At 69.4% G+C, this 22,284-nt stretch carries 20 protein-coding genes and 1 pseudogene; 13 read left to right on the top strand and 8 right to left on the bottom strand.

Going from position 1 to position 22,284, the window contains the following annotated elements:
* Positions 1 to 132 precede the first annotated feature (132 nt).
* Positions 133 to 1,452 (top strand): PrsW family intramembrane metalloprotease, encoded by a 1,320-nt coding sequence (locus D457_RS0120695; protein WP_017582583.1) that lies wholly within the window; start codon positions 133 to 135, stop codon positions 1,450 to 1,452.
* On the opposite strand, the gene D457_RS33040 is transcribed toward D457_RS0120695, so the two are convergent.
* Both D457_RS33040 and D457_RS33035 read right to left on the bottom strand, forming a co-directional pair.
* On the bottom strand, positions 1,355 to 2,533 hold the full coding sequence (locus D457_RS33040; RefSeq protein ID WP_017582582.1) for a COX15/CtaA family protein: 1,179 nt from the start codon (positions 2,531 to 2,533) through the stop codon (positions 1,355 to 1,357). The two genes, D457_RS0120695 and D457_RS33040, sit on opposite strands and share 98 nt — an antisense overlap.
* 153 nt (positions 2,534 to 2,686) lie before the next feature.
* Positions 2,687 to 2,869 (bottom strand): annotated as a pseudogene (locus D457_RS33035) (hypothetical protein).
* 480 nt (positions 2,870 to 3,349) lie between these two features.
* Between D457_RS33035 and D457_RS0120680 the strand changes: the two are divergent.
* The 4 genes from D457_RS0120680 to D457_RS0120665 all read left to right on the top strand — a co-directional run bounded on the left by D457_RS0120680 (position 3,350) and on the right by D457_RS0120665 (position 8,747).
* Positions 3,350 to 3,757: a MerR family transcriptional regulator gene (locus tag D457_RS0120680; protein WP_017582580.1), complete on the top strand. Its 408-nt coding sequence runs from the start codon at positions 3,350 to 3,352 to the stop codon at positions 3,755 to 3,757.
* A 19-nt stretch (positions 3,758 to 3,776) separates the two neighbouring features.
* A complete protein-coding gene (locus tag D457_RS0120675; protein ID WP_017582579.1) occupies positions 3,777 to 5,408 on the top strand; it encodes a peptide chain release factor 3 in 1,632 nt (543 codons plus the stop codon).
* Between the two features lie 100 nt (positions 5,409 to 5,508).
* The gene (locus D457_RS0120670) at positions 5,509 to 6,789 is read left to right on the top strand and encodes an MFS transporter (protein ID WP_017582578.1); all 1,281 of its coding nucleotides are present in this window, start codon (positions 5,509 to 5,511) and stop codon (positions 6,787 to 6,789) included.
* Positions 6,790 to 7,247: 458 nt separating this feature from the next.
* A complete protein-coding gene (locus D457_RS0120665; protein WP_017582577.1) occupies positions 7,248 to 8,747 on the top strand; it encodes a SulP family inorganic anion transporter in 1,500 nt (499 codons plus the stop codon).
* A 132-nt stretch (positions 8,748 to 8,879) separates the two neighbouring features.
* On the opposite strand, the gene D457_RS0120660 is transcribed toward D457_RS0120665, so the two are convergent.
* The gene (locus D457_RS0120660; protein WP_026116851.1) at positions 8,880 to 9,827 is read right to left on the bottom strand and encodes an EamA family transporter; all 948 of its coding nucleotides are present in this window, start codon (positions 9,825 to 9,827) and stop codon (positions 8,880 to 8,882) included.
* Positions 9,828 to 9,833: 6 nt separating this feature from the next.
* Positions 9,834 to 10,220, bottom strand: a complete 387-nt coding sequence (locus D457_RS0120655) for a hypothetical protein (protein ID WP_017582575.1) — start codon at positions 10,218 to 10,220, stop codon at positions 9,834 to 9,836.
* A gap of 184 nt (positions 10,221 to 10,404) precedes the next feature.
* Here D457_RS0120655 and D457_RS0120650 point away from each other — a divergent pair, with 184 nt between their 5' ends.
* Together D457_RS0120650 and D457_RS0120645 are read left to right on the top strand one after the other, a co-directional pair.
* A complete protein-coding gene (locus tag D457_RS0120650) occupies positions 10,405 to 11,142 on the top strand; it encodes an RICIN domain-containing protein (protein WP_017582574.1) in 738 nt (245 codons plus the stop codon).
* A 172-nt stretch (positions 11,143 to 11,314) separates the two neighbouring features.
* Complete coding sequence (locus tag D457_RS0120645) at positions 11,315 to 12,598, top strand: MFS transporter (RefSeq protein ID WP_017582573.1); 1,284 nt, start codon at positions 11,315 to 11,317, stop codon at positions 12,596 to 12,598.
* Here D457_RS0120645 and D457_RS0120640 read toward each other — a convergent pair.
* The 4 genes from D457_RS0120640 to D457_RS0120625 all read right to left on the bottom strand — a co-directional run bounded on the left by D457_RS0120640 (position 12,540) and on the right by D457_RS0120625 (position 16,019).
* The gene (locus D457_RS0120640) at positions 12,540 to 13,343 is read right to left on the bottom strand and encodes an inositol monophosphatase family protein (RefSeq protein WP_017582572.1); all 804 of its coding nucleotides are present in this window, start codon (positions 13,341 to 13,343) and stop codon (positions 12,540 to 12,542) included. The two genes, D457_RS0120645 and D457_RS0120640, sit on opposite strands and share 59 nt — an antisense overlap.
* 38 nt (positions 13,344 to 13,381) lie before the next feature.
* Complete coding sequence (locus D457_RS0120635; protein ID WP_017582571.1) at positions 13,382 to 14,182, bottom strand: inositol monophosphatase family protein; 801 nt, start codon at positions 14,180 to 14,182, stop codon at positions 13,382 to 13,384.
* A gap of 62 nt (positions 14,183 to 14,244) precedes the next feature.
* Positions 14,245 to 15,081 (bottom strand): ABC transporter permease, encoded by an 837-nt coding sequence (locus D457_RS0120630; protein WP_017582570.1) that lies wholly within the window; start codon positions 15,079 to 15,081, stop codon positions 14,245 to 14,247.
* Positions 15,081 to 16,019, bottom strand: coding sequence for an ABC transporter ATP-binding protein (locus tag D457_RS0120625; protein WP_017582569.1), 939 nt, complete (start codon positions 16,017 to 16,019; stop codon positions 15,081 to 15,083). Before D457_RS0120625 ends, D457_RS0120630 begins: the two co-directional genes overlap by 1 nt.
* Positions 16,020 to 16,480: 461 nt before the next feature.
* Here D457_RS0120625 and D457_RS0120620 point away from each other — a divergent pair, with 461 nt between their 5' ends.
* From D457_RS0120620 to D457_RS0120595, 6 genes are read left to right on the top strand one after another with little or no spacing between them, the layout of a single operon-like run.
* Entirely contained in the window at positions 16,481 to 17,272 is a 792-nt protein-coding gene (locus tag D457_RS0120620) for a helix-turn-helix transcriptional regulator (RefSeq protein ID WP_017582568.1), read from the top strand.
* Positions 17,273 to 17,291: 19 nt separating this feature from the next.
* Complete coding sequence (gene sufB / locus D457_RS0120615; protein WP_017582567.1) at positions 17,292 to 18,704, top strand: Fe-S cluster assembly protein SufB; 1,413 nt, start codon at positions 17,292 to 17,294, stop codon at positions 18,702 to 18,704.
* A 1-nt stretch (position 18,705) separates the two neighbouring features.
* Positions 18,706 to 19,866 carry a Fe-S cluster assembly protein SufD gene (gene sufD, locus D457_RS0120610; protein WP_017582566.1) on the top strand — a complete coding sequence of 387 codons (1,161 nt, stop codon included), beginning with the start codon at positions 18,706 to 18,708 and terminating at the stop codon, positions 19,864 to 19,866.
* Entirely contained in the window at positions 19,859 to 20,194 is a 336-nt protein-coding gene (locus D457_RS0120605; RefSeq protein ID WP_017582565.1) for a non-heme iron oxygenase ferredoxin subunit, read from the top strand. Before sufD ends, D457_RS0120605 begins: the two co-directional genes overlap by 8 nt.
* An 8-nt stretch (positions 20,195 to 20,202) precedes the next feature.
* Positions 20,203 to 20,964, top strand: coding sequence for a Fe-S cluster assembly ATPase SufC (gene sufC, locus D457_RS0120600; RefSeq protein WP_017582564.1), 762 nt, complete (start codon positions 20,203 to 20,205; stop codon positions 20,962 to 20,964).
* Positions 20,965 to 20,966: 2 nt separating this feature from the next.
* Complete coding sequence (locus D457_RS0120595) at positions 20,967 to 22,265, top strand: cysteine desulfurase (protein WP_017582563.1); 1,299 nt, start codon at positions 20,967 to 20,969, stop codon at positions 22,263 to 22,265.
* Positions 22,266 to 22,284 lie beyond the last annotated feature (19 nt).

Raw genomic sequence — 22,284 nt, 5'->3', positions numbered from 1 at the left:
AGGGAGTCAACGAAGCTCCCGCGCGTCGCCGAAACCGCGGCTCACACACCGCGGCCACCACGGCTCCGGTAGCGCCGCGACCACGACTGCGGGCGCTGCCGCAGGCCCGCTGACCCGCTACGATCTGTGCTCATGCCCCGACTCGACAGCAAGGCGATCCTGCAAGGACGCCGCTCCCGCTACTCCATGACCCTCATCCTGGGCACCACCGTCAGCGTGGTGTGCATGATCGGCATGCTCGGGTACCTGTGGCTGCTGGCGATCGCCGGGGGAACGGCGGCGGGGATCGACGGGGCGACGGGCTTCTTCGTCAGCGTGGTCACCGCGATCATCCCGGTCACCATCCTCGTACCGCTCATCCTGATGCTCGACCGCCTCGAACCCGAACCCGGCTGGGTGCTGTTCTTCGCCTTCGCCTGGGGCGCCGGGGTGGCGGTCGTCGCCTCGTTCCTGCTCAACAGCTGGGGGCTGACCTACCTCACGAAACCGGTGTTCGGTGACGGCGTGGCGGACTTCCTCAGTACGTCGCTGGTGGCACCGGTGGTGGAGGAGAGCGCCAAGGGCATGGTCCTGCTCATCCTGCTGTGGCGGCGCCGCCACGAGATCGACACCTTCACCGACGGTGTGGTCTACGCCGGGATGGTGGCGACCGGCTTCGCCTTCACCGAGAACATTCTCTACTTCCTCAGTGCCTTCTTCGACGGCACGCTCGTCGCCACCTTCGCCATCCGAGGGCTGATCGCGCCGTTCGGCCACCCGCTCTACACCGCGATGATCGGCCTCGGCGTGGCCTACGCCGCCTTGCGCACCGGTCGTTTGCGGTTCCTGGCGCCGTTCGGCGGTTGGCTGGTGGCGGTCCTGCTGCACGGTATGTGGAACGCGTCCACCTACTACGGCTGGACCGGTCTCGGCGTGGCCTACCTGGTGTTGTTCGTGGTGCTGCTCGGCATCCTCGCGATCGCGGCCCGGGACCGCCGCAGCCAGGTCGCGGCGATTGACCGCTATCTGCCGCCCTACATCTCCACGGGCCTGGTCACCCCCGCCGACATCACCATGCTCAGTTCGATGACGGCCAGGCGCCAGGCCCGCGAGTGGGCCTCACGCAACGCGGGCACGAAGGGTCGCGCCGCGATGAAGGACTACCAGCTGGCCGCGACCGAGCTCGCGCTCCTGCACCAGAAACTCGACGCGGGTGTGTCCCGGGAGAACTGGAAGGTCAACCGGGACTCGTTCCTGGCGTTGATGCACGTGGCCCGGGACACCTTTCTCGGACGCCTGCCCCAGCCGGTGACCCCTGGCTGGGCGGAGAACCCCACCGACTCGGGTTTCATGCGCCGAGCCGACTTCGCGCACGTCATCGCCCAGGCGAGGTCTCAGCAGGCCCAGATTCAGCAGACTCAGCGGCGGGCTCCGCGGAACTACGTTCCCCGCCACGGTCAGCCGCCGGAGTGAGCTCCGCGCCGGTCTCCCCACCGGGCTTGTCACCGCCGGGGACCAACCGCGTGGTGGCGAAGTACAGGCGGGCGATCGCGATCCAGGTGAGCGCGGAGCCGAGCACGTGCAGCACCACGAGGGCTTCGGGCAGTTCCAGCGCGTACTGGGTGTAGCCCAGAACACCCTGGAGGAGCACGATCACCAGCAGCGCCGCGCTGCTGGCGCGCACGATGCGGGAGGCGCCGCCGCGGAAGGCGATGACGGCAGCCAGGACGCTGCCCACCAGGGTGAGCCAGGCTAGTGCCGAGTGCACCTGGGTAATCGCGGGCAGGTCCAGGTTCCATCGCGGGGCCGCGGCGTCACCGCCGTGCGGTCCGGTGCCGGTGACCACGGTCCCGGCGATCAGGAGCAGGAAGCCCACCACGACCAGTCCGATGCTCACCGCGTGCAGCATGGGCCCCACGGCCAGCTGGGGCTTGCCCTCGGGCTCCTGGAGGCGCACGTACAGCGCCACGGTGATGAAGACCATCACCATGGACAGCAGGAAGTGGGTGGCGACCGCGGCCGGGTGCAGGTTGCTCCAGACGGTGATGCCGCCGACCACGGCCTGCCCCATGACACCGAACGGGATGATCGCCGCCATGACGAAGAGGTCGCGTCGGCGCGGGATCATACGGGCGACGGCGATGAGCGTGATCACGCCGACCGCCAGGACCAGGAAGGTCAGTGTGCGGTTGCCGAACTCGATGGCGGCGTTGAAGGCGGCGTGGCCGGTGTCGATCGGTACGAAGCTGTCCGGGGTGCACTGCGGCCACTCGGAGCATCCCAGGCCCGAGGAGGTGACTCGCACGGTCGCGCCGGTGACGGCGATCCCGGCGTTGACAGCGATGTTGCCCAGCGCCCAGATGCGCAGCGACTTCTGGGTGGGGTTCCAGATACTGCGGGCCAGCAGGACCAGGGCCAGGACGCCCACGGCGGCCAGGGCGATCTGCCAACCCCAGAAGGGGACGCCGAGGAGCACGATGTCCTCGAATTCGTCCGCAGCGAGCGGGGGGAGAGCGTTGGTGACCGTCGCCGCGGAGGTCGGGGATGCAAACATACGACAGACTGTAGTACACGCGCGGCCGTTCCCTGACGCGCCCCTGTCACACGTCGCCACCTGCGAGGACGACTCCCGCTCCGAACACGGGAGGGGGTCCCGGAGCGCGCTCCGGGACCCCCACGAACGGGCTGTTCGGCCAGGCTGCTCTTCCTACCAGCCGCTGTTCTGCGCGATGCACTGGTTGAGCAGGTTCAGGTTGAGCAGACCGAGGGACTGCTGCTCCTGCACACACCGCTGCTAGACCGACGTGCCGGCGGAAGCGGCCCCGGCGCCCAGCCCGAGCAGGCTGGCGGTGAAGAACAGGGTCAGCGCGAGCTTGGCGGCGATACGCATGGGTGTTCCCTTCGGGTGCGGGTGCTCAGGAATGGGGCGGCCGTCCCAGAGGCAACGATTGCCTGCCCGGAGTGGGGGAAGCGCGACCTGCGCGAGGTTTGCCCCTCCTGTGGCGGTGCGCTGCCCAGCTGATGGTCGGGGAGGCGGAGCCATGGTGTCCCGTTGTTTAGCCCCGCGCGCGACTTGGCACGGTCGTTGATCGGAGCACGGCAAGACCTGCTCTGACGAGAGGGCAGGGTTTGCCGAGGAGGGCAGACCCGCTTCCTCCGCGATTCGCGTCCTCCCGCGCCGCCCCTCACCTCTCGCGGGGCTCGGTCCGCGTGTCCGCCGAGGAGTCCCTTCGTTCCTCTCCTGGCGGCCCGTCTCACGTGGCATGCCATCCTTCTGGTGCGGGAGCGCACTAACATGGCGCCTTCGGCGGCCAAACACCACGCGAACGAACCTGACGTTAGAGTAGAGTCAATGAGAAGGGGTGCCTCGATGCCCGAACCGGGCCACATGCAGATCGGTGAGGTGGCCGAACGGACCGGCCTGTCTCTGAGGACCATCCGCTATTACGGCGAGGTCGGCCTGGTCGAACCCTCAGCCCGATCGCGTGGGGGCTTCCGTCTCTACACCCAGGAGGACGTCGACCGGCTGAACCTCATCAAGCGGATGAAACCCCTGGAGTTCAGCCTGGAGGAGACCCGTGAGCTGCTGGAGACCCTCGACCGGCTCGGCGCCGCACACACCCCGGCCCCGGACAGGGACGCCCTGAGCGAGCGGCTCGACTCCTTCGAGGCGGCTATCGCGGCCCGCTGCCAGGCTCTGCGCGGGCAGCTGGCCATGGCAGAGGAGTTCGCCGGGCGGTTGCGCGAACAGCGGGCCAGGGCCGACGCCCCCACCTGAGAACCGATGCGCGTGAGGAGTGGCCGTGACGACGACGGTGCCGACGACGGAGAAGGCGGCGGCAGAGGTCGCCCACGAGGCGGAGCGGCGGCGGACCTTCGCGGTCATCTCCCACCCCGACGCCGGTAAGTCGACGCTGACCGAGGCTTTGGCGCTGCACGCCGCCGTGATCTCCTCCGCCGGTGCGGTGCACGGCAAGGGCGACCGCAAGGGCGTGACCTCGGACTGGATGGACATGGAGCAGGACCGGGGGATCTCCATCACCTCGGCCGCCCTGCGGATCGACTACGACGACCGCGTCCTCAACCTGCTGGACACCCCCGGTCACGCCGACTTCTCCGAGGACACCTACCGGGTGCTCTCGGCGGTGGACTGCGCGATCATGCTGCTGGACTCGGCCAAGGGCCTGGAGCCGCAGACCCTCAAGCTCTTCGACGTGTGCCGGGCCCGCAAGATGCCGGTGATCACGTTCGTCAACAAGTGGGACCGGCCGGGCCGTGAGCCGCTGGAGCTCCTCGACGAGATCGAGCAGCGCATCGGCCTGCGACCCACCCCGCTGAACTGGCCGGTGGGGATCGCGGGTGACTTCCGCGGCCTGGTCGACCGCACGAGCGGCACCTACACCAAGATGACCCGCACCCCCGGCGGCGCGAGCAAGGCCGTGGAGCAGATCTTGTCGGCGGACGAGGCGGCGCGCGTGGAGGGTGCCGAGTGGGAGCAGGCACAGGAGGAGATCGAGCTGTTGGAGGCGCTGAGCGCCGACTTCGACCACGAGTCCTTCATGGCGGGCGAGTCCTCCCCGGTGCTGTTCGGCGCCGCGCTGCCCAACTTCGGCGTGGGCCAGCTGCTGGAGACCGTGGTGGGACTGGCCCCGGCCCCGGCACCCAAAGCCGATACGCAGGGCGATCCGAGGCCGGTGACACAACCCTTCTCCGGTCAGGTCTTCAAGATGCAGGCCAACATGGACAAGAACCACCGGGACCGGATGGCGTTCGTGCGGGTCAGCTCGGGCCGCTTCGACCGGGGCATGGTGCTCACCCACGCGCCCACCGGCCGCCCCTTCGCCACCAAGTACACCCAGGCGGTGTTCGGGTCGGACCGCTCCACCATCGACACCGCCTACCCGGGTGACGTGATCGCCCTGGTCAACGCCCATACGCTGGCCGTGGGCGACACCCTCTACGCCGGCCCCAAGGTCTCCTTCCCGCCGATCCCCAGCTTCGCCCCCGAGCACTTCGTGGTGGCGCGCGCGGTGGACGCGGGCAAGTACAAGCAGTTCCAGCGCGGCATCGCCCAGCTCGACGCCGAGGGCGTGGTGCAGGTGCTCACCTCCGACGTGCGCGGCGAACAGGCCCCGGTGCTGGCGGCGGTCGGCCCGCTCCAGTTCGACGTGGTCAGGCACCGCATGGAGCAGGAGTTCCGCAGCCCCATCGAGGCCTCCCCGCTGGAGTACGCGGTGGCGCGGCGCACCGATGCCGAGTCGGCTCCGACCCTGCACGCGCTGTCGGGGGCCGAGGTCCTGCGCCGCCGCTCGGACGGTGAACTCCTGGTGCTGGTGCACAACAAGTGGCGCCTGCGGGTGATCGAGCGGGACCACCCGTCTCTGTTGATGGAGCCGCTGCTCGCGGGCGGGGTCGACGAGGAATACTGACCTCCGGTCCGCGTTTGTCCTCCATGAAGCACGCGGCACCGTGACGTGATGACGCGTGTCCCCCAACGCAACGCCTCATAACCGCTGAGCCCGAGGAGTCGTGCTGTCCCCCGCGCCGTCCGTCGTCGCCGCGTCCGCATCCCACCGTTCCGTGCCCAGGATCGTCATCGCCTCCGCTTTGGTACTGGCGCTGAGCGGCCCCGGCCAGACCGCTGGCATCGCCGTCTTCGTGGACCACATCATCGCTGACCTCGGTGTCAGCCGGTCCGCGGTCTCCCTGGCCTACATGGCCGGAACCCTGGGTGGGGCCCTCACTCTTCCCTGGATCGGCCGCGCGGTGGACCGTTTCGGGGTCCAACGGGTTCTTGCGCTGGTGGCGCTCGGTTTCGGTGGCTTCCTGCTGATTCTGGCCTGCGCCCAAGAGCTGATCGGGCTGACCGCCGGTTTCGTCGGGGTGCGCGCTCTGGGGCAGGGCGGCATGAGCATGATCGCGACCACCGCCGTCGCGATCTCGGTGACCCGCGGCCGCGGCACGGTGCTCGGCCTCACCAGTGCCCTGGGTGCGGCAGGCATCTCCCTGTTCCCCCTGTTGGCCGAACGTGTGATCACTGTTCTGGGGTGGCGCTACACCTTCGTCGCCGAAGGCCTGTTGATCTGGGTCGTGGTGCTGCCCCTGGCGCTATGGGGGCTGCGCGGCGTGACCAGGGCGGCGGATCAGGCGGACCACACCTCCGGGCGGACCCCGGCCGGGAACGCGGGGCCACCGGCGTGGCCCGTGTCGGCGATCGCCCGCACCTCCATGTTCTGGGCGATGGCCGGGGCGATCGCGTGCAGCGGACTGGTTTCCACAGCCGTGTTCTTCCACCAGATCTCCGTGCTGGGCGAACAGGGGCTCACTCCCGTCCAGGCCGCCGCCAACTTCCTCCCCCAGACGGTCGCCGGTCTGGGCGCGGCACTGCTGTTCGGGTCCGCTGCCGACCGGTTGTCCCCGAAGGCGCTGATGAGCGCCGCCCTGGCCATGCACGCCCTGGCCCTGGTCACCCTGCCGCTGGTGGCTCCCGGCTGGGGCGCCCTGCTCTACGGGGCCGCCCTGGGCGCGGCGGCCTCCGGTGCCCGGGCGGTCGAGAGCGCCGCGCTGCCCTTCTACTTCGGCACGGCGAGTCTGGGAACCCTGCGAGGCCTGACCCAGTCCGTCGCCGTGGCCTCCACGGCGGTCGGTCCCATTCTGCTGTCCCTCGCACACGGATGGGCGGGTTCCTATCGCCCGGGGATTATGGGACTGGCGCTGCTGTGCGCCGTCGTCGGGGCCCTGGTGTGTTTCGCCCGCAAGCCCCAGCTGTCCCTCGCCCCTCGTACCGAGAACGAGGAACAGACCGGGTGACCTCCCCTGGAACAGTCATTTCACCGGGGGCGTCCCGCAGGCCCTGGGAAAACATGTGAACGTCCCAGCAATTCCCCCAGAAAATAACTTTGGGTTATCGCTGTGGAAATCCGCTTGAAGTGGTAATCGCATATCTTGATCTGGGAAGATCGACTGTTTTCCGCCTCTGTGACAGTTGTCTCAGTCGCTCTGCGTGACTCGAACCCTCACGTAACTGTAAGTTTGGTCCAGGTCGGTTCCGCGCGCATGACGTGGAACCCCGCATGCCTCCCGGTCCGCCCTCAGGGGCGGAGCCGGGCACGCGGCGACGAAGCCGCGCTCCGGGGCACCATCCGTGCCGCACCGGAGACCCAGGTGCCCCGCCGCGGTCCCCCGCCGGGGCCGGAGGCACCCTCCGCACCGTCGCCGCACCACCCGACGTGAACAACGCAGTCCTTGACGCGGGCTGCCCGAACCAGATGGGTTCCATGAGTCTGCTGAAGACCCGCCAAGGGTCACTGAAGTCCAAGATCCCCAGCGCGGCCCAGATCCGCGCTGACGTCATGGCCGGACTGGTCGTCGCCCTGGCCCTGATCCCCGAGGCCATCGCCTTCTCCCTGATCGCCGGGGTCGACCCCCGCGTGGGCCTGTACGCCTCCTTCATCATGGCCGTGTCCATCGCCTTCCTGGGCGGGCGCCCGGCGATGATCTCCGCCGCCACCGGCGCCATGGCCCTGGTGGTCGCGCCCCTGTCCATCGAGTACGGGGTCGACTACCTCATCGCGGCCACCCTCATGGCCGGTGTGATCCAGATCGTGCTGGGTCTGCTGGGCGTGTCCAAGCTGATGCGGTTCGTGCCGCCCAGCGTGATGACCGGGTTCATCAACGCCCTGGCCATCCTCATCTTCCTGGCCCAGCTGCCGCACCTGGCCGGGGCAGGAGTGCCCATCTACGTGATGGTCGCGATCGGGCTGGCCATCATCTTCGGCCTGCCGCTGATCACCAAGGCCGTGCCGGCCCCGCTGGTGGCCATCGTCGTGCTGACGGTCGGCGCACTCGCGATGGGCATCCCCGCGCGCACCGTGGGCGACATGGGCGAGCTGCCCGACACGTTCCCGATCCCGCTGATCCCGAACGTGCCGGTCAACGCCGAGACCTTCCTGCTGATCCTGCCCTACGCCATCACGCTGGCGCTGGTGGGTCTGATGGAGTCGCTGATGACCGCCAAGGTCGTCGACGACCAGACCGAGACCAGCTCGAACCACGCCCGTGAGGCCCGCGGTCAGGGCATCGCCAACATCCTGGTCGGCTGCTTCGGCGGTATGGCCGGCTGCGCGATGATCGGCCAGACCATGATCAACATCAAGTCCGGGGCCCGCACCCGGATCTCGACCTTCCTGGCCGGGGTGTTCCTGCTCATCCTGTGCGTGGGGCTGGGTGACATCGTCGGGATGATCCCGATCGCCGCACTGGTGGCGGTCATGTTCTTCGTGGCGATCGTGACCTTCGACTGGCACAGCATCGCGCCCAAGACGGTCAAGCGCATGCCCTGGACCGAGACCCTGGTCATGGTCGTCACCGTGGCCGTGGTGGTCTGGACCCACAACCTGGCCCTGGGTGTGATCGTGGGTGTGATCGTGTCGATGGTGCTCTTCGCCCGCAAGGCCGCGCTGCAGGCCGACGTGACCAGTGTCCTGGACCCCGAGGGCGGCACCCGGGTGTACTCGGTCAACGGCGAGGTCTTCTTCGCCTCCACCGGTGAGCTGGTGCAGCGCTTCGACTACACCGAGGAAGGGCTGGCCAAGGTCGTGGTGGACATGTCCGGGGCCCACGTGTGGGACTCCTCGGCCGTGGCCGCGCTGGACCAGGTCAGCGAACACTTCCGCAGGCACGGCGTGGAGGTGGAGATCACCGGGCTGAACGAGCCCAGCGCCCACCTGCACAAGGAGCTGACGGGCAGCATGGCCGGCGGGCACTGAACCGCGGGAAACAGGAGCGGGGCCGCCGGAAGCACAACTCCGGCGGCCCCGCCGTCATGAGACGCCCACTGACGCGACCGGAGTGGGGAGGGTGCGACCAGTACCCGCTCCACCTGTCGTCGAGGGCGCATCTCAGCCTTCCGGACCCGCGCCCGTACGCCTCTGGCGGCCGACGCCGTCCTGGGCTCGAAGGCGCTCCTCACGTTTGGCCGCGCTGCGGGTCGCGCCCGCGCTCGCGGCGATCACACAGGCCACCGCAAGCCACTGCCACACGGTCAACAGCTCGCCCAGCAATACCAGCCCCACCATGGCGGCGGCCGCGGGCTGGAGGCTCATCAGCACTCCGAACACCCTCGGCGGCATCCGGCGCAGCGCGTTCAGTTCCAGCGTGTAGGGCACCACGGAGGAGAGCACGCCCACGGCCAGGCCGAACAGCAGCAGCCGCCAGTCCAGCAGGGCCACACCGCCCTCGGCGATCCCGGCCGGAGCCATCACCACCACGCCCACCACGCTGGCGATGGCCAGACCGGAGGCCCCGCTGAACCGCTGCCCGGTGGCGGCGCTCAACAGGATGTATCCGGCCCAGGCGACGGCGGCCAGTACGGCGAACAGCACGCCCACCGGGTCGAGTTCAGCGAATTCCACGCCCAGCGCGACCACGCCGAGGCCGGCCAGTCCGGCCCACAGCAGGTCGATGCGGCGGCGCGAACCGAGGATCGCGATCGCCAGCGGCCCCAGGTACTCGATGGTCACCGCGATACCGAGCGGGATACGCGCGAAGGCCTGGTAGATGAAGTAGTTCATCGAGGCCAGGGCGACACCGTAGCCGATGACCACCATCCAGTCGGTGCGGCTGCGGGCCTTCAGTACGGGTCGTACCAGCAGGACCAGGAGCACCGCCGAGGTGACCAGGCGCAGCCACACCACCGCGGCCGGGGGCAGGGCGTCGAACAGGTTCTTGGCCACGCCCGCGCCGGTCTGCACGGAGATGATGCTGACCATCACCAGCCAGACCGGGGGCAGGGACCCCAACGCGGCGCTGGGGGAGAGGGTGCTCGTCGAGCCGGTCCGGGATCTCATGGTCATTCATCCTACGTTTTGTGGCGCCCTCTCCGTCTCGCCGCTGTCCGCGTCGCCGCCGTCGCTCCGGCCGTCGGGAACGACTGCCTCGATCTTCGGCTGGGTCACCAGCGCCAGCAGGAGCAGCAGCCAGGCCAGGACCACCACACCCGGCTGCAGCAGCGTCATGACCAAGCCGATCACCGTCAGGTCGGCCTGCCCGGTGAGGACCTGCACACCGATCCACAGGAAGGGCAGCGCCGCCGCGAACAGGTTCACCACCAGCGCGGCCCAGGCCAGCCCGGAGCGGGCGGGCCGCCGCCAGAGCAGGAGAGCCCCGCCCGCCACGAACAGGAACAGGGGCGGGCCGAGATAGCGCACGACGATGAACCAGGGCACTCCGATGGCTTCCATGGCGGCACAGCCTATCGAGAGCGCTCGCGGCCAGACCCACGGGGAGGCTCCGGGAAACAGGGAGGTCCTCAGAGAACAAGGGCCCTCAGGAAACCCCGAACGTGCGATAAGCATGGCAAGTGGTGTGAAATGGTGCGAGTCCTTAGCCCCCGGAAGCCCCGTCCCCCACAGGAGAGCCCCCGCCATGTCCCGGTCCCGACGCAGAGCCCCGCGAGCCGAATCCACGGAGTCCTACGTTCCCCGGTGGCCGATCCTCGCCGGTGCGCTCGCCCTGGTCCTGGTGGTGGGGCTCGGCGGCTACGTTGCAGGTTTGTACGCCGCCGAAGGCGATGCCGACTCCGAGGAGATGACCGTGGTCTCGGGCATCCTCGTCCAGCCCCCGGGTGCCCCCGAGGAGGAACCGGAACCCGAGGAGCCCGAGGAGGAAGAGGAGACCCACCCCGCCGGGCTCGACCCCGAACTGACCTACGTCCTCCAGAACGTGCACGGCGACCGGGTCGCCGACGTCGCCAGCGGCTTCGACCACAACGGTGCCCACATCCACCTGTGGGACCGCCACGACGAGGGCCACCAGCAGTGGCGGTTCGTCCACGTGGAGGACGACTTCTACGAGATCGTCGGGGTGGGCAGCGGCAAACTGCTGGAGATCCCCGCCGACGAGGAGGCCCGCCCCGGTTCGGCGCTGCTCACCCGGACCGGCCAGCACAACCAGCACTGGCGGGTGGTCGAGCTCGGGGAGGGCCACGTCCGCCTGCTCAACCGCGCCACCGGCCAGGCCCTGGAAGGCCAGGGCGGCGGGCCCGACAACGGCACCCTGGTCGCCCAGGGCGAGGATGGCGGCCACGCCCACCAGCAGTGGCGCCTGATCCCACTGGACGCGGAAGCCGCCGTAGAGGACGACGAACCGGAAACGGAGGGGTGACGCCGGGGGGTGACACCCGCCGCCCACGCTGTTAGCCTCGCTCGCGTGTTCTCCCCCTGTGCGTAGAGCGACGCCCCCGACCGCGGCCAGGCCCTGAGCCCCGCGGTCCTTCGGCGTCCACGCACATCCGCGGCGCTGTCCACGCGCGCCGCCCTCCTGACGGAGAACACCCATGCCTTCGCCCGACCGGGCGCCGACCTACCGTGCCGTCCTGCGCGTCACGGGGGTCCCCCGTTTCCTCACCCCCGCCATGCTGGGCCGCCTGTCCTACGGGATGGTCTCGCTCGCCCTGATCCTTGCCGTCGTCCACACCACCGGCTCCTACGCCCGCGTCGGGCTGGTGATGGGTCTGTTCGGCCTCACCGTCGCGGTCCTGTCGCCGCTGCGCGCCTCGCTCATCGACCGCCACGGCCTGCTGCGGGCCCTGCTCCCGATGGCCCTCCTGCACGCGTCGGCCCTGCTGGGTCTGGCCGCCGCCTCCTGGAATCCCGGGGCGCATCTCGGGTCCCTGGTCGCCCTGGCCTCGGTCGCCGGGGCCTGCGCGCCTCCGCTCGGACCGGTCACCCGCAGCGTGTGGAGCTACCTCATCACCGACCGCGAAATCCTCCAGCGGGCCTACAGTCTGGACACCGTCACCGAGGAGCTCATCTTCTTCACCGGGCCGCTGCTCCTGGGCGCCCTGATGTGGGTGTGGCCGCCCTCCGCCGGTCTGGCGCTCGGCGCGGTCCTGGTCGTGTCCGGGACCGTCGGCCTGGTGACCTCGGCCGCCGCCCGCTCCGTGGACGCCGCCCGCACCGGTCCCCGCATCGGGACCGGTTCCGCCACCGAAGCCGCTCCGAAACCTGATCCGGGCGCGGGGCGAACGCGCGGACCGAAGCCGACCGTGGGCTCGGCAGTACTGCTGAACGTCGCCTTCGCCGAGCAGCAGGGCGCGGTCGAGGCCGTGGTCTTGGTGGAGTCCGCCCAGACTGCGGGCAGCGCCCTGGGCGGACTGGCCTACGGTGCCGTCGCCTGGCGGACCGGCACCCGCACCAGGCTGGCGCTGCTCGGGCTGGCACTGGGTGGGGGCGTGGCCGCGGCCGCCCTGGTTCCCGGGGTCCCGGTCCTGGTGGCGCTGCTGTTCGTGGTCGGAGTGTTCGGCGCGCCCCTGCTCACCACCGCTTACCTGCTCGCCGACGAGTCGGTGGCCCCCGGTTACCGGACCCGGGCCGGAAACTGGGTGAATACCGCCTACAACGCGGGTTCGACGGTGGGCGGCGCGGGCGTGGGTCTGTTCCTCACCATCGCCCCGCCGAGCGCGGGCTACCCCCTGATCGGTGCGGTGCTCGTCCTGGTGGCCGTGACCGTACTGCTCACCGCGAGGCGCACCACCACACCCCGGTTCAGGAGGGCAGTACTCAGGACGGCAACAGGAGGGAGCGCACCGTCCGCCACGACGTCTCGTCGGCGGCGTTGAGCAGGCCGACCCGGTCGTCGTCGGGCCGGTAGGGGTCGCCTTCCAGGCGGAGGGCGACCCCGCCCGCCTCACTCAGCAGCAGCCCGCCGGGGGCGTGGTCCCAGGGCAGCGTGCGGTTGAACAGCACGAAGTCCAGCTTGCCCTCGGCCAGCCGGGGATAGTCCACCCCGGCGCAGTACGCGCCCGCGCCCACCTCGGCGAACTCCGGGGTCACCGCGGTCACGTGTTCGCGCTGCCTCGGCGACAGGAATCGGGAGAGCACCGCTCCGCGCATCCGGGCCGGTTCGGCGGGCGCGGATTCGCGGTGCAGGCGGGTCCCGTCGCACCAGGCGCCCGACCCCAGTTCGGCGGTGTAGAGGGTGCCCTCGGTGGGGCGCAGGATCCAGGAGGCGACGGTCCGCCCTTCCCTGACCAGCGCCGCCATGACCGCGAACTCCCGCTCGCCCCGGGTGAAGTTGCGGGTGCCGTCAACAGGGTCGACCAGCCAGGCCGCGGGTTCGTTCCGCAGGGCTCTGACCAGGTCGGGGTCGGCGGCGGTCGCCTCCTCGCCCACCACGGGCACGTCGAGCAGATCCCGCAGGCGCGGACTGATGATGGCCTCGGCCTCGCGGTCGGCGACGGTGACGATCTCCCCGGGTGACTTCTCCGAGACCTCGTCCTCGCGCAGGGTCTGGAAGTGGGGGAGGACCGCGGTGTCGGCGGCCTCGCGGAGGATCTCGGCCACCGCGTCGAAATCGATCGTCATGAACGACAGCGTAGAGACCCGGCCGCCGTGATCAGCGCTCAGGGCAGTAGCAGTGAACGTGCTCTGTCCCATGTCCGCTGGTCCGCGGCGTCCAGCAGGAGTCGTTCGTCCTGGTCAGGCCGGTAGGGGATGCCCTCGGGGCGGAGGCTGAGCCCGCCCGCCTCGCTCAGCAGCAGCCCGCCGGGGGCATGGTCCCAGGGCATGGGTTGGGAGAACAGCATGAAGTCCAGGCCGCCCTCCGCGAGCCGCGGGTAGTCCACCCCCGCGCATCCGGCGCCCCCGCCCAGTTCGGCGAACTCGGCGGCCACGGCCTCCACCCGCTCGCGCTCGGCGGGGGAGAAGAAGCGGCGCTGGACCGCGCCCCGCAGCTCGCTCGTCTTCTCGGGCGCGGGTTCGCGGTGCAGGCGGGTCCCGTCGCGCCAGGCACCCGATCCCAGCTCGGCGGTGTAGACGGTGCCCTCGATCGGGTGCAGGATCCAGGAGGCCACGGCCCGACCTTCGCGGACCAGGGCCGCCATCACCGCGAACGCGGTGCTGCCCCGGGTGAAGTTCTTGGTGCCGTCCACGGGGTCGACCAGCCAGGCCGCGGGTTCGTTCCGCAGGGCTCTGACCAGGTCGGGGTCGGCGGAGGCGGCCTCCTCGCCCACCACGGGCACGTCGAGGAGCTCCCGCAACCGCAGACCGATGAAGGCCTCGGCCTCGCGGTCGGCGACGGTGACGATCTCCCCGGGTGACTTCTCCGAGATCTCGTCCTCCCGCAGGGCTCGGAACCGGGGGAGGACCGCGGTGTCGGCGGCCTCGCGGAGGATCTCGGTTACCGCGTCGATGTCGATCGTCATGACCCACACCCTAGACCTGGGCGGTGACGCCGGATCTGAGCGGTCACCGCGGACCCGGGCGGTCACTCCCAGCGGAACAGGCGGGAAGCCAGGAAACCGCAGACCGCCGTCCACACGGCCAGTACCACGAAGACGCCAGGGCCCGGCAGGGTGCCGTAGGCGAGCACGTCGCGCAGGCCCGAGCTGAGCGCGGTGATCGGCAGGACCGACACCGTCTGCTCCATCGGCCCCGGGAAACTGCTGGTGGGGAACAGGACCCCGCCCAGGCCGAGCATCAGCACGTACACCAGGTTGGCCCCGGCCAGGGTCGCCTCGGCGCGCAGGGTGCCCGCCATCAGCAGCGCCAGCGAACTGAACGCCGCGGTGGCCAGCAGCACCAGCGCGAGCACCGCGAGCACACCGGCCGGCTCCAGCGACGGCGACCAGCCCAGGAAGAGCGCCACCACGCATAGCACCGCGACCTGGATGGCCTGCACCCCCAGCACGGCGAGGGTCTTGGCGGCGAGCAGACCGAACCGAGACAACGGGGTCGCGCCCAGGCGCTTGAGCACCCCGTAACGCCGTTCGAACCCGGTGCCGATGGCCAGGCCGGTGAAGGAGGTGGACATGATCGCCAGGGCCAGGACACCGGGCGTCAGCGCGTCCACGCGTGCGCCCTCGCCCACGTCCAGGACGTTGACGAGGCTGAACCCCACCAGGAGCAGGACGGGGATGACCATGGTGAGCAGGAACTGCTCGCCGTGGCGCAGCATGACCCGCAGTTCCATCCCGGCCTGGGCGGCGACCATGCGCCACATCGGGGCGGCGCCGGGCGCCGGGATGAACAGGCTTGCATCGAGGGCGGGTGTCGGGGTGTCGGTGACGGCCGCGCGGGCCGTCCCGGAGGTGTGCTCGGTCATCAGTCGCGCAGTTCCCGGCCTGTGGTTTCGAGGAAGACGTCTTCGAGGGTACGCCGCCGCACGCGCAGGTCCTCCGCCAGCACACCGGAGGAGGCGCACCAGGCGGTGACGGTGGCCAGGAACTCCGGGCCCAGGGCGTCGGGCTCGTCGGCGGCCACGGCGTACTCGTGCCGCCCGCCCGTGGCGGTGGCCAGTACGCGGCTCCCGGCCGGCAGAGCCGCTTCCAGGGCCTCGGCGTCAAGCGGGACGTCGGTGTTGAAGCGGACCTCGCGGCGGCCCTGGGTGAGTTCGGCGGGGGTGCCCTCGACCACCACGGAACCGCGGTCGATGATGACCACGTGGTCGGCGAGCCGCTCGGCCTCCTCCATGTAGTGCGTGGTCAGGATCACCGCCACGCCAGCCTCGCGCAGGGCCGAGACCAGGTCCCATGCGGCCATGCGCGCCTGCGGGTCCAGTCCGGCGGTGGGCTCGTCGAGGAAGACCAGTTCGGGGCGGCCGATCACGGCGCAGGCCAGGGACAGGCGCTGCTGCTGGCCGCCGGACAGGCGGCGGAAGGGGGTCTGCGCGGCGGAGGCCAGGCCCAGGCGTTCCAGGAGGACGTCGGGGTCGATCGGGCTGGCGTGGAAGGACGCCATCAGCCGGAGCCACTCGGCGGTCCGGGCCCCCGTGGGCACACCACCGGACTGCGGCATGACGCCCACACGGGGCTTGAGTGTGGTGGCGTCGGAGACCGGGTCGAGCCCCAGGACCCGCACCTTTCCGCCGTCCGCGTGGCGGAAGCCCTCGCAGATCTCGATGGTGCTGGTCTTGCCCGCGCCGTTGGGGCCGAGCAGGGCGGTCACCGCGCCGCGGCGCGCGGTGAACGTGAGGCCGGTGACGGCCGTGGTGGCGCCGTAGCGCTTGACCAGGTCGACGACCTCGACGGCGGGTGTGTCCATGGGGCCTGAGTTTACGTGCGCCGCGGTGCCGGGCTTCACCGCCCCGCCTCAAGGCGGACAGCCGTGTTCGTGTGTGGACCGAACGTCCTGATCCGGATGAGGCGGAACACGGGGGTTCTTTTTTCTCCGATGGTGGAAGAATGGTGCGCCGTGTCTGGTTGTGATCGGCTGGTGCACGGTCTCGGGGTGCGCGGTTCCGTTCGGATTCCGGTCCGCCGCGCCCGAGCCGTATCAGTGTTGCCTCCGTGGGTTCCTCCAACGGAATGGCCGAATGGTGGTACGCCCATCCCACTGGCTGAGAACTCGAAAAGGTTCGGGCGGCCGCGAAACGGTTCTCCTGTGTCACATCCGGATGAACTCCCAGGTTAGGCAAGCCTGACCTTCGTGACGAAGCGCATGAATCCGGGTTTGCCATGGTGGACTTATTTACGACACACTGATGTTGTCTAAACCAGGAGCCGATGGACGAACGGGAGGGGATCGCCGTGACTGACGTGTCGAGCGCACCCCGACCCCTGAGCGGGCCCGACCACGGAACCCGTGCCCGCGTCGCCCGCCTCATCCTGGAGAAGGGTCCGATCACCGCGTCCTCCCTGGGAGAGCGGCTCGGACTCACCCCGGCGGCCATCCGCCGCCACCTCGACAACCTGACCAGCGAGGGCATGGTCGAAGCCCGCGACGCACGGCCTACGCACGGCCGCCGTCGCCGGGGTCGCCCCGCCCGCGTCTTCGCCATCACCGAAGCCGGGCGTGACGCCTTCGTCCACGCCTATGACGACCTCGCCTCCAACGCCCTGCGCTTCCTGGCGCAGACCGCTGGTCCCGAGGCCGTCAGTGAATTCGCGCAGAGTCAGGTAGCCGACCTGGAGCGGCGCTACAAGCCCCTGCTGGACGCCGTTCCCCAGGAACAGCGGGTCCGGTTGCTGGCCGAGGCGCTCTCCAACGACGGCTACGCCGCCACCGCGGGCCAGGCGCCCGCACCCGGAGGCGGCGACCAGCTGTGCCAACACCACTGCCCCGTCGCGCACGTGGCCGCCGAGTTCCCGCAACTCTGTGAGGCCGAGATCGAGGCCTTCGCGCGGCTTCTGGGCACCCCGGTGCGCAGGTTGGCCACCATCGCCCACGGCGACGGTGTGTGCACCACGCACGTCACCCCACGGGGGGACGGGGCGAGCGGGGAGGACGGCACCCCCGCGTCCATGAAGGCCATCCGCCAGCGGGCGGGCGGCTCAGTTCACCAAAAGGACGTCTGAGTCCAGGAGGAGTCCGCGCATGACTTCTGTCGCGCACCCCGAGCTCGAAGGGCTCGGAACATACGAGTACGGCTGGGCCGACTCCGACGCCGCTGGGGCCACGGCCCGCCGCGGTATCAACGAAGACGTTGTTCGGGATATCTCGGACAAGAAGAGCGAGCCGGAGTGGATGACCAAGCTCCGCCTCAAGTCGCTGAAGCTCTTCGACAAGAAGCCCATGCCCGACTGGGGCGCGGACCTGTCCAAGATCGACTTCGACAACATCAAGTACTTCGTGCGGTCCACGGAGAAGCAGGCCACCTCCTGGGAGGACCTGCCCGAGGACATCAAGAACACCTACGACCGCCTGGGCATCCCCGAGGCGGAGAAGCAGCGCCTGGTCTCCGGTGTCGCCGCCCAGTACGAGTCCGAGGTCGTCTACCACCAGATCCGTGAGGACCTGGAGGAGCAGGGTGTCATCTTCCTGGACACCGACACGGCTCTCAAGGAGCACCCGGAGATCTTCGAGGAGTACTTCGGCTCCGTCATCCCGGCCGGTGACAACAAGTTCTCCGCGCTGAACACCGCCGTGTGGAGCGGTGGATCCTTCATCTACGTTCCCAAGAACGTGCACGTGGAGATCCCGCTCCAGGCCTACTTCCGGATCAACACCGAGAACATGGGCCAGTTCGAGCGGACGCTGATCATCGTCGACGAGGGCGCCTACGTCCACTACGTCGAAGGTTGCACCGCGCCGATCTACAAGTCGGACTCGCTGCACTCCGCGGTCGTCGAGATCATCGTCAAGAAGAACGCGCGCTGCCGCTACACGACCATCCAGAACTGGTCGAACAACGTCTTCAACCTGGTCACCAAGCGCGCCATCGCTGAAGAGGGCGCGACCATGGAGTGGGTCGACGGCAACATCGGCTCCCAGGTCACCATGAAGTACCCGGCCGTCTACCTGATGGGCGAGCACGCCAAGGGTGAGACCCTGTCCATCGCCTTCGCGGGCGAGGGCCAGCACCAGGACACCGGCGCCAAGATGGTGCACTGCGCGCCCAACACCTCTTCCAAGGTCGTCTCCAAGTCGGTGGCGCGCGGCGGCGGCCGCTCCTCCTACCGCGGCCTGATCCAGGTCCAGGAGGGCGCGCACAGCGCCAAGTCCTCGGTCGAGTGTGACGCGCTGCTGATCGACACGATCAGCCGCTCGGACACCTACCCCTACAACGACCTGCGCGAGGACGACACCGAGCTCGCGCACGAGGCCACCGTCTCCAAGGTCAGCGAGGACCAGCTCTTCTACCTGATGAGCCGGGGGATGGGCGAAGAAGAGGCCATGGCCATGGTCGTTCGAGGTTTTGTGGAGCCCATCGCACGGGAGCTCCCGATGGAGTACGCACTGGAGCTCAACCGTCTGATCGAGCTCCAGATGGAAGGATCGGTGGGATAAGTTGACGACCGCGAACACAGAGCCCAAGGCGCACAGTCACGGGCTGGGGCAGATCCCTGTCTCCAAGCTCGACACGCACGGCTCCAAGGACGTGGACGCCTTCCCCGTGCCCAACGGCCGTGAGGAGGAGTGGCGCTTCACCCCGCTGCGCCGCCTCAAGGGCCTGCACGACTGGAAGGGCACCGCCGACGGTACCGACGAGGTCACCGTGGACGCCCCCGAGGGCGTCACCGTCGAGCAGGTCGGCCGCGGCGACGAGCGCCTGGGCAAGGCGGGCCTTCCCGTCAACCGCGTGATCGCCCAGGCCTACACCTCCTTCGAGCAGGCCACCGTCGTCACCGTGCCGCAGTCGCTGGCCGCCGACAAGGCGATCCGGATCGACCGCAAGGCGCTCGGCGGTACCTCCTTCGAGCAGCTGGTCATCGACGTCAAGCCGCTGGCCGAGGCCACCGTGATCATCAGCAACACCGGCACCGGTGTGCGCGCGGGCAGCCTCGACGTCCACGTCGGTGAGGGCGCCAAGCTCACCCTGGTCAGCCTCCAGGAGTGGGACCACGACGCCGTCGACGTCAGCCAGCACAACGCGCGCATCGGCAAGGACGCCAGCCTGAAGTCGATCGTCATCACCCTGGGCGGTGACGTGGTCCGGCTCTCCCCGCGCGTGTCCTACGAGGAGCGCGGCGGTAACGCCGAGCTGTACGGCCTGTACTTCGCCGGCAAGGGCCAGCACCACGAGCACCGCTCGCTGATCGACCACAACGTGTCCAACACCCGCTCCCGGGTGGACTACAAGGGCGCGCTGAGCGGCAAGGACGCCCGCGCGGTGTGGATCGGTGACGTGATCATCGGCGAGGGCACCACCGGTACGGACTCCTACGAGAACAACCGGAACCTCCAGCTCACCGACGACACCCGCGTGGACTCGGTGCCCAACCTGGAGATCTTCACCGGTGAGGTCGCCGGCGCCGGTCACGCCAGCGCCAGCGGTCGTCTCGACGACATCCACCTCTTCTACCTGCGCTCGCGCGGTATCCCGGAGGAAGAGGCCCGTCGCCTCATCATCCGTGGTTACTTCCTGGACATCGTCAACCGCATCGACGACGAGGAACTGCGCGACCACGTTATGGAGAAGGTCGAGCGGAAACTCGCCACGCATGAGTGAGCAGGGCGGTTGGACCAAGGTCGCCGAGCTCGACGAGATCCCCGAGGAGGGGGTCCTGGGGATCGAGACCGACGACGAGACACCCATCGCGCTGGTGCGCACCGAGGGTGAGGTCTACGCGCTGCGGGACGTGTGCTCGCACGCGGAGGTCCGCCTCTCCGAGGGCGAGGTCGAGGACGGCACCATCGAGTGCTGGCTGCACGGCTCCTGCTTCGACCTGAGCTCGGGGGCGCCGATCAACCCGCCCGCCACCCAGCCGGTCCCCACCTACGACGTGAAGATCGACGGCGACGACGTGCTCGTGTCGCTGGATGAGAAGAATTCCTGAGGCCTGAAATGACGAAGTTCGAAATCCGCGGTCTGCGCGCCGACGTCCTCATCAACGAGGACGAGCGGCAGGAGATCCTCAAGGGCGTTGACCTCACCATCAACTCCGGTGAGACCCACGCCATCATGGGCCCGAACGGCTCCGGCAAGTCCACACTCGCCTACGCGATCGCCGGCCACCCGCGCTACGAGGTCACCGAGGGCGAGGTCCTCCTCGACGGCGAGAACATCCTCGAGATGGAGGTGGACGAGCGGGCCCGCGCCGGCGTCTTCCTCGCCATGCAGTACCCGGTCGAGGTTCCGGGCGTGTCCATGTCCAACTTCCTGCGCAGCTCCGTCAGCGCGGTGCGCGGCGAGGCCCCCAAGCTCCGCCAGTTCTCCAAGGAGCTCCAGGGCGCGATGAAGAACCTGTCCATCGACACGTCCTTCGCCGCCCGCGGCGTCAACGAGGGCTTCTCCGGCGGTGAGAAGAAGCGCCACGAGATCCTCCAGCTGGAGCTGCTCAAGCCGAAGATCGCCGTTCTGGACGAGACCGACTCCGGTCTGGACGTCGACGCGCTCAAGGTCGTCTCCGAGGGCATCAACCGCGCCCAGGAGGCCAACGGCCTCGGCGTCATGCTGATCACGCACTACACCCGCATCCTCAAGTACGTTCAGCCCGACTTCGTGCACGTCTTCTCCGGTGGCCGTATCGCCGAGTCCGGCGGCAAGGAACTGGCCGACGTGCTGGAGGCCGACGGCTACGAGCGGTTCGTGAAGGCGGGCGCGTAACCATGACCCTCCGCGAGCTCGGTCAGCCCGACACTGGCCTGCTCAATGTCGCGGCGATCCGGGAGGACTTCCCGATCCTCTCCCGGACCGTCCGCGACGAGCGTCCGTTGGTGTACCTCGACTCCGGGGCGACCTCGCAGAAACCGCGCCAGGTGCTGGACGCCGAGCGCGAGTTCTACGAACGCCACAACGCGGCGGTGCACCGTGGGGCGCACCAGCTCGCGGAGGAGGCCACCGACGCCTACGAGTCAGCCCGGGAGACCATTGCCCGGTTCATCGGCGCCGACGCCGACGAGGTGGTGTTCACCAAGAACGCCACCGAGGCGGTGAACCTGGTCGCGTACGCGATGAGCAACGCGGCCACGGCCGACGATAAGCTGCGTAGTTTCCAGGTCGGTCCGGGCGACGAGATCGTCGTGACCGAGATGGAGCACCACGCCAACCTCGTGCCCTGGCAGCAGCTGTGCCAGCGTACCGGCGCGACGCTGCGCTGGTTCCCGGTGACCGAAGAGGGCCGACTGGACCTTTCGGGCATCGGGGATCTGGTCAACGAGCGCACCAAGCTGGTGGCCTTCGCGCACCAGTCCAACGTGCTCGGCACCGTGAACCCGGTCGGCGCTATCACCGCCCGGGCCCGCGAGGTCGGCGCGATGGTGCTGCTGGACGCCTGCCAGTCGGTGCCGCACATGCCGGTGGACGTCCGCGAGCTGGACGTCGACTTCCTGGCCTTCTCCGGACACAAGATGCTCGGTCCCAACGGGATCGGCGTGCTCTGGGGGCGCCGGGAGCTGCTGGCCGCCATGCCGCCGTTTATCAGCGGTGGTTCGATGATCGGCGTGGTGCACATGAGCCACTCCACCTGGGCGGACCCGCCGCAGCGCTTCGAGGCCGGGGTACCGATGGCCCCGCAGGCCGTCGGTCTGGCCGCGGCCTGTGACTACCTCTCCGAGGTGGGTATGGACCGGGTCGCCGCGCACGAGCACACGCTCACCGAGTACGCCCTCAAGCACGTGGGCGCGATCGAGGGCGTGCGGATCGTGGGCCCGACCGAGGCCGTGGACCGCGGTGGCGCGGTGTCGTTCGTGGTGGACGACATCCACCCGCACGACCTGGGACAGGTCCTGGACGACAAGGGCGTCGAGGTCCGGGTGGGACACCACTGCGCCTGGCCGCTGCACCGCAAGCTCGGTATCGTCGCGACCACGCGCGCGTCCTTCTACCTCTACAACACGATTGAGGACGTGGACACGCTCGTGGAGGCCATCCGGGCCGCCCAGAGGTTCTTCGGAACTAGGGCCTAGTACGAGGATTCTGCCTGAC

This window comes from Nocardiopsis valliformis DSM 45023, assembly GCF_000340985.1.
Taxonomy (GTDB): domain Bacteria; phylum Actinomycetota; class Actinomycetes; order Streptosporangiales; family Streptosporangiaceae; genus Nocardiopsis; species Nocardiopsis exhalans.
Note: the sequence above shows the minus strand (reverse complement) of the source record. Positions and strands in the feature narration are given on the sequence as shown.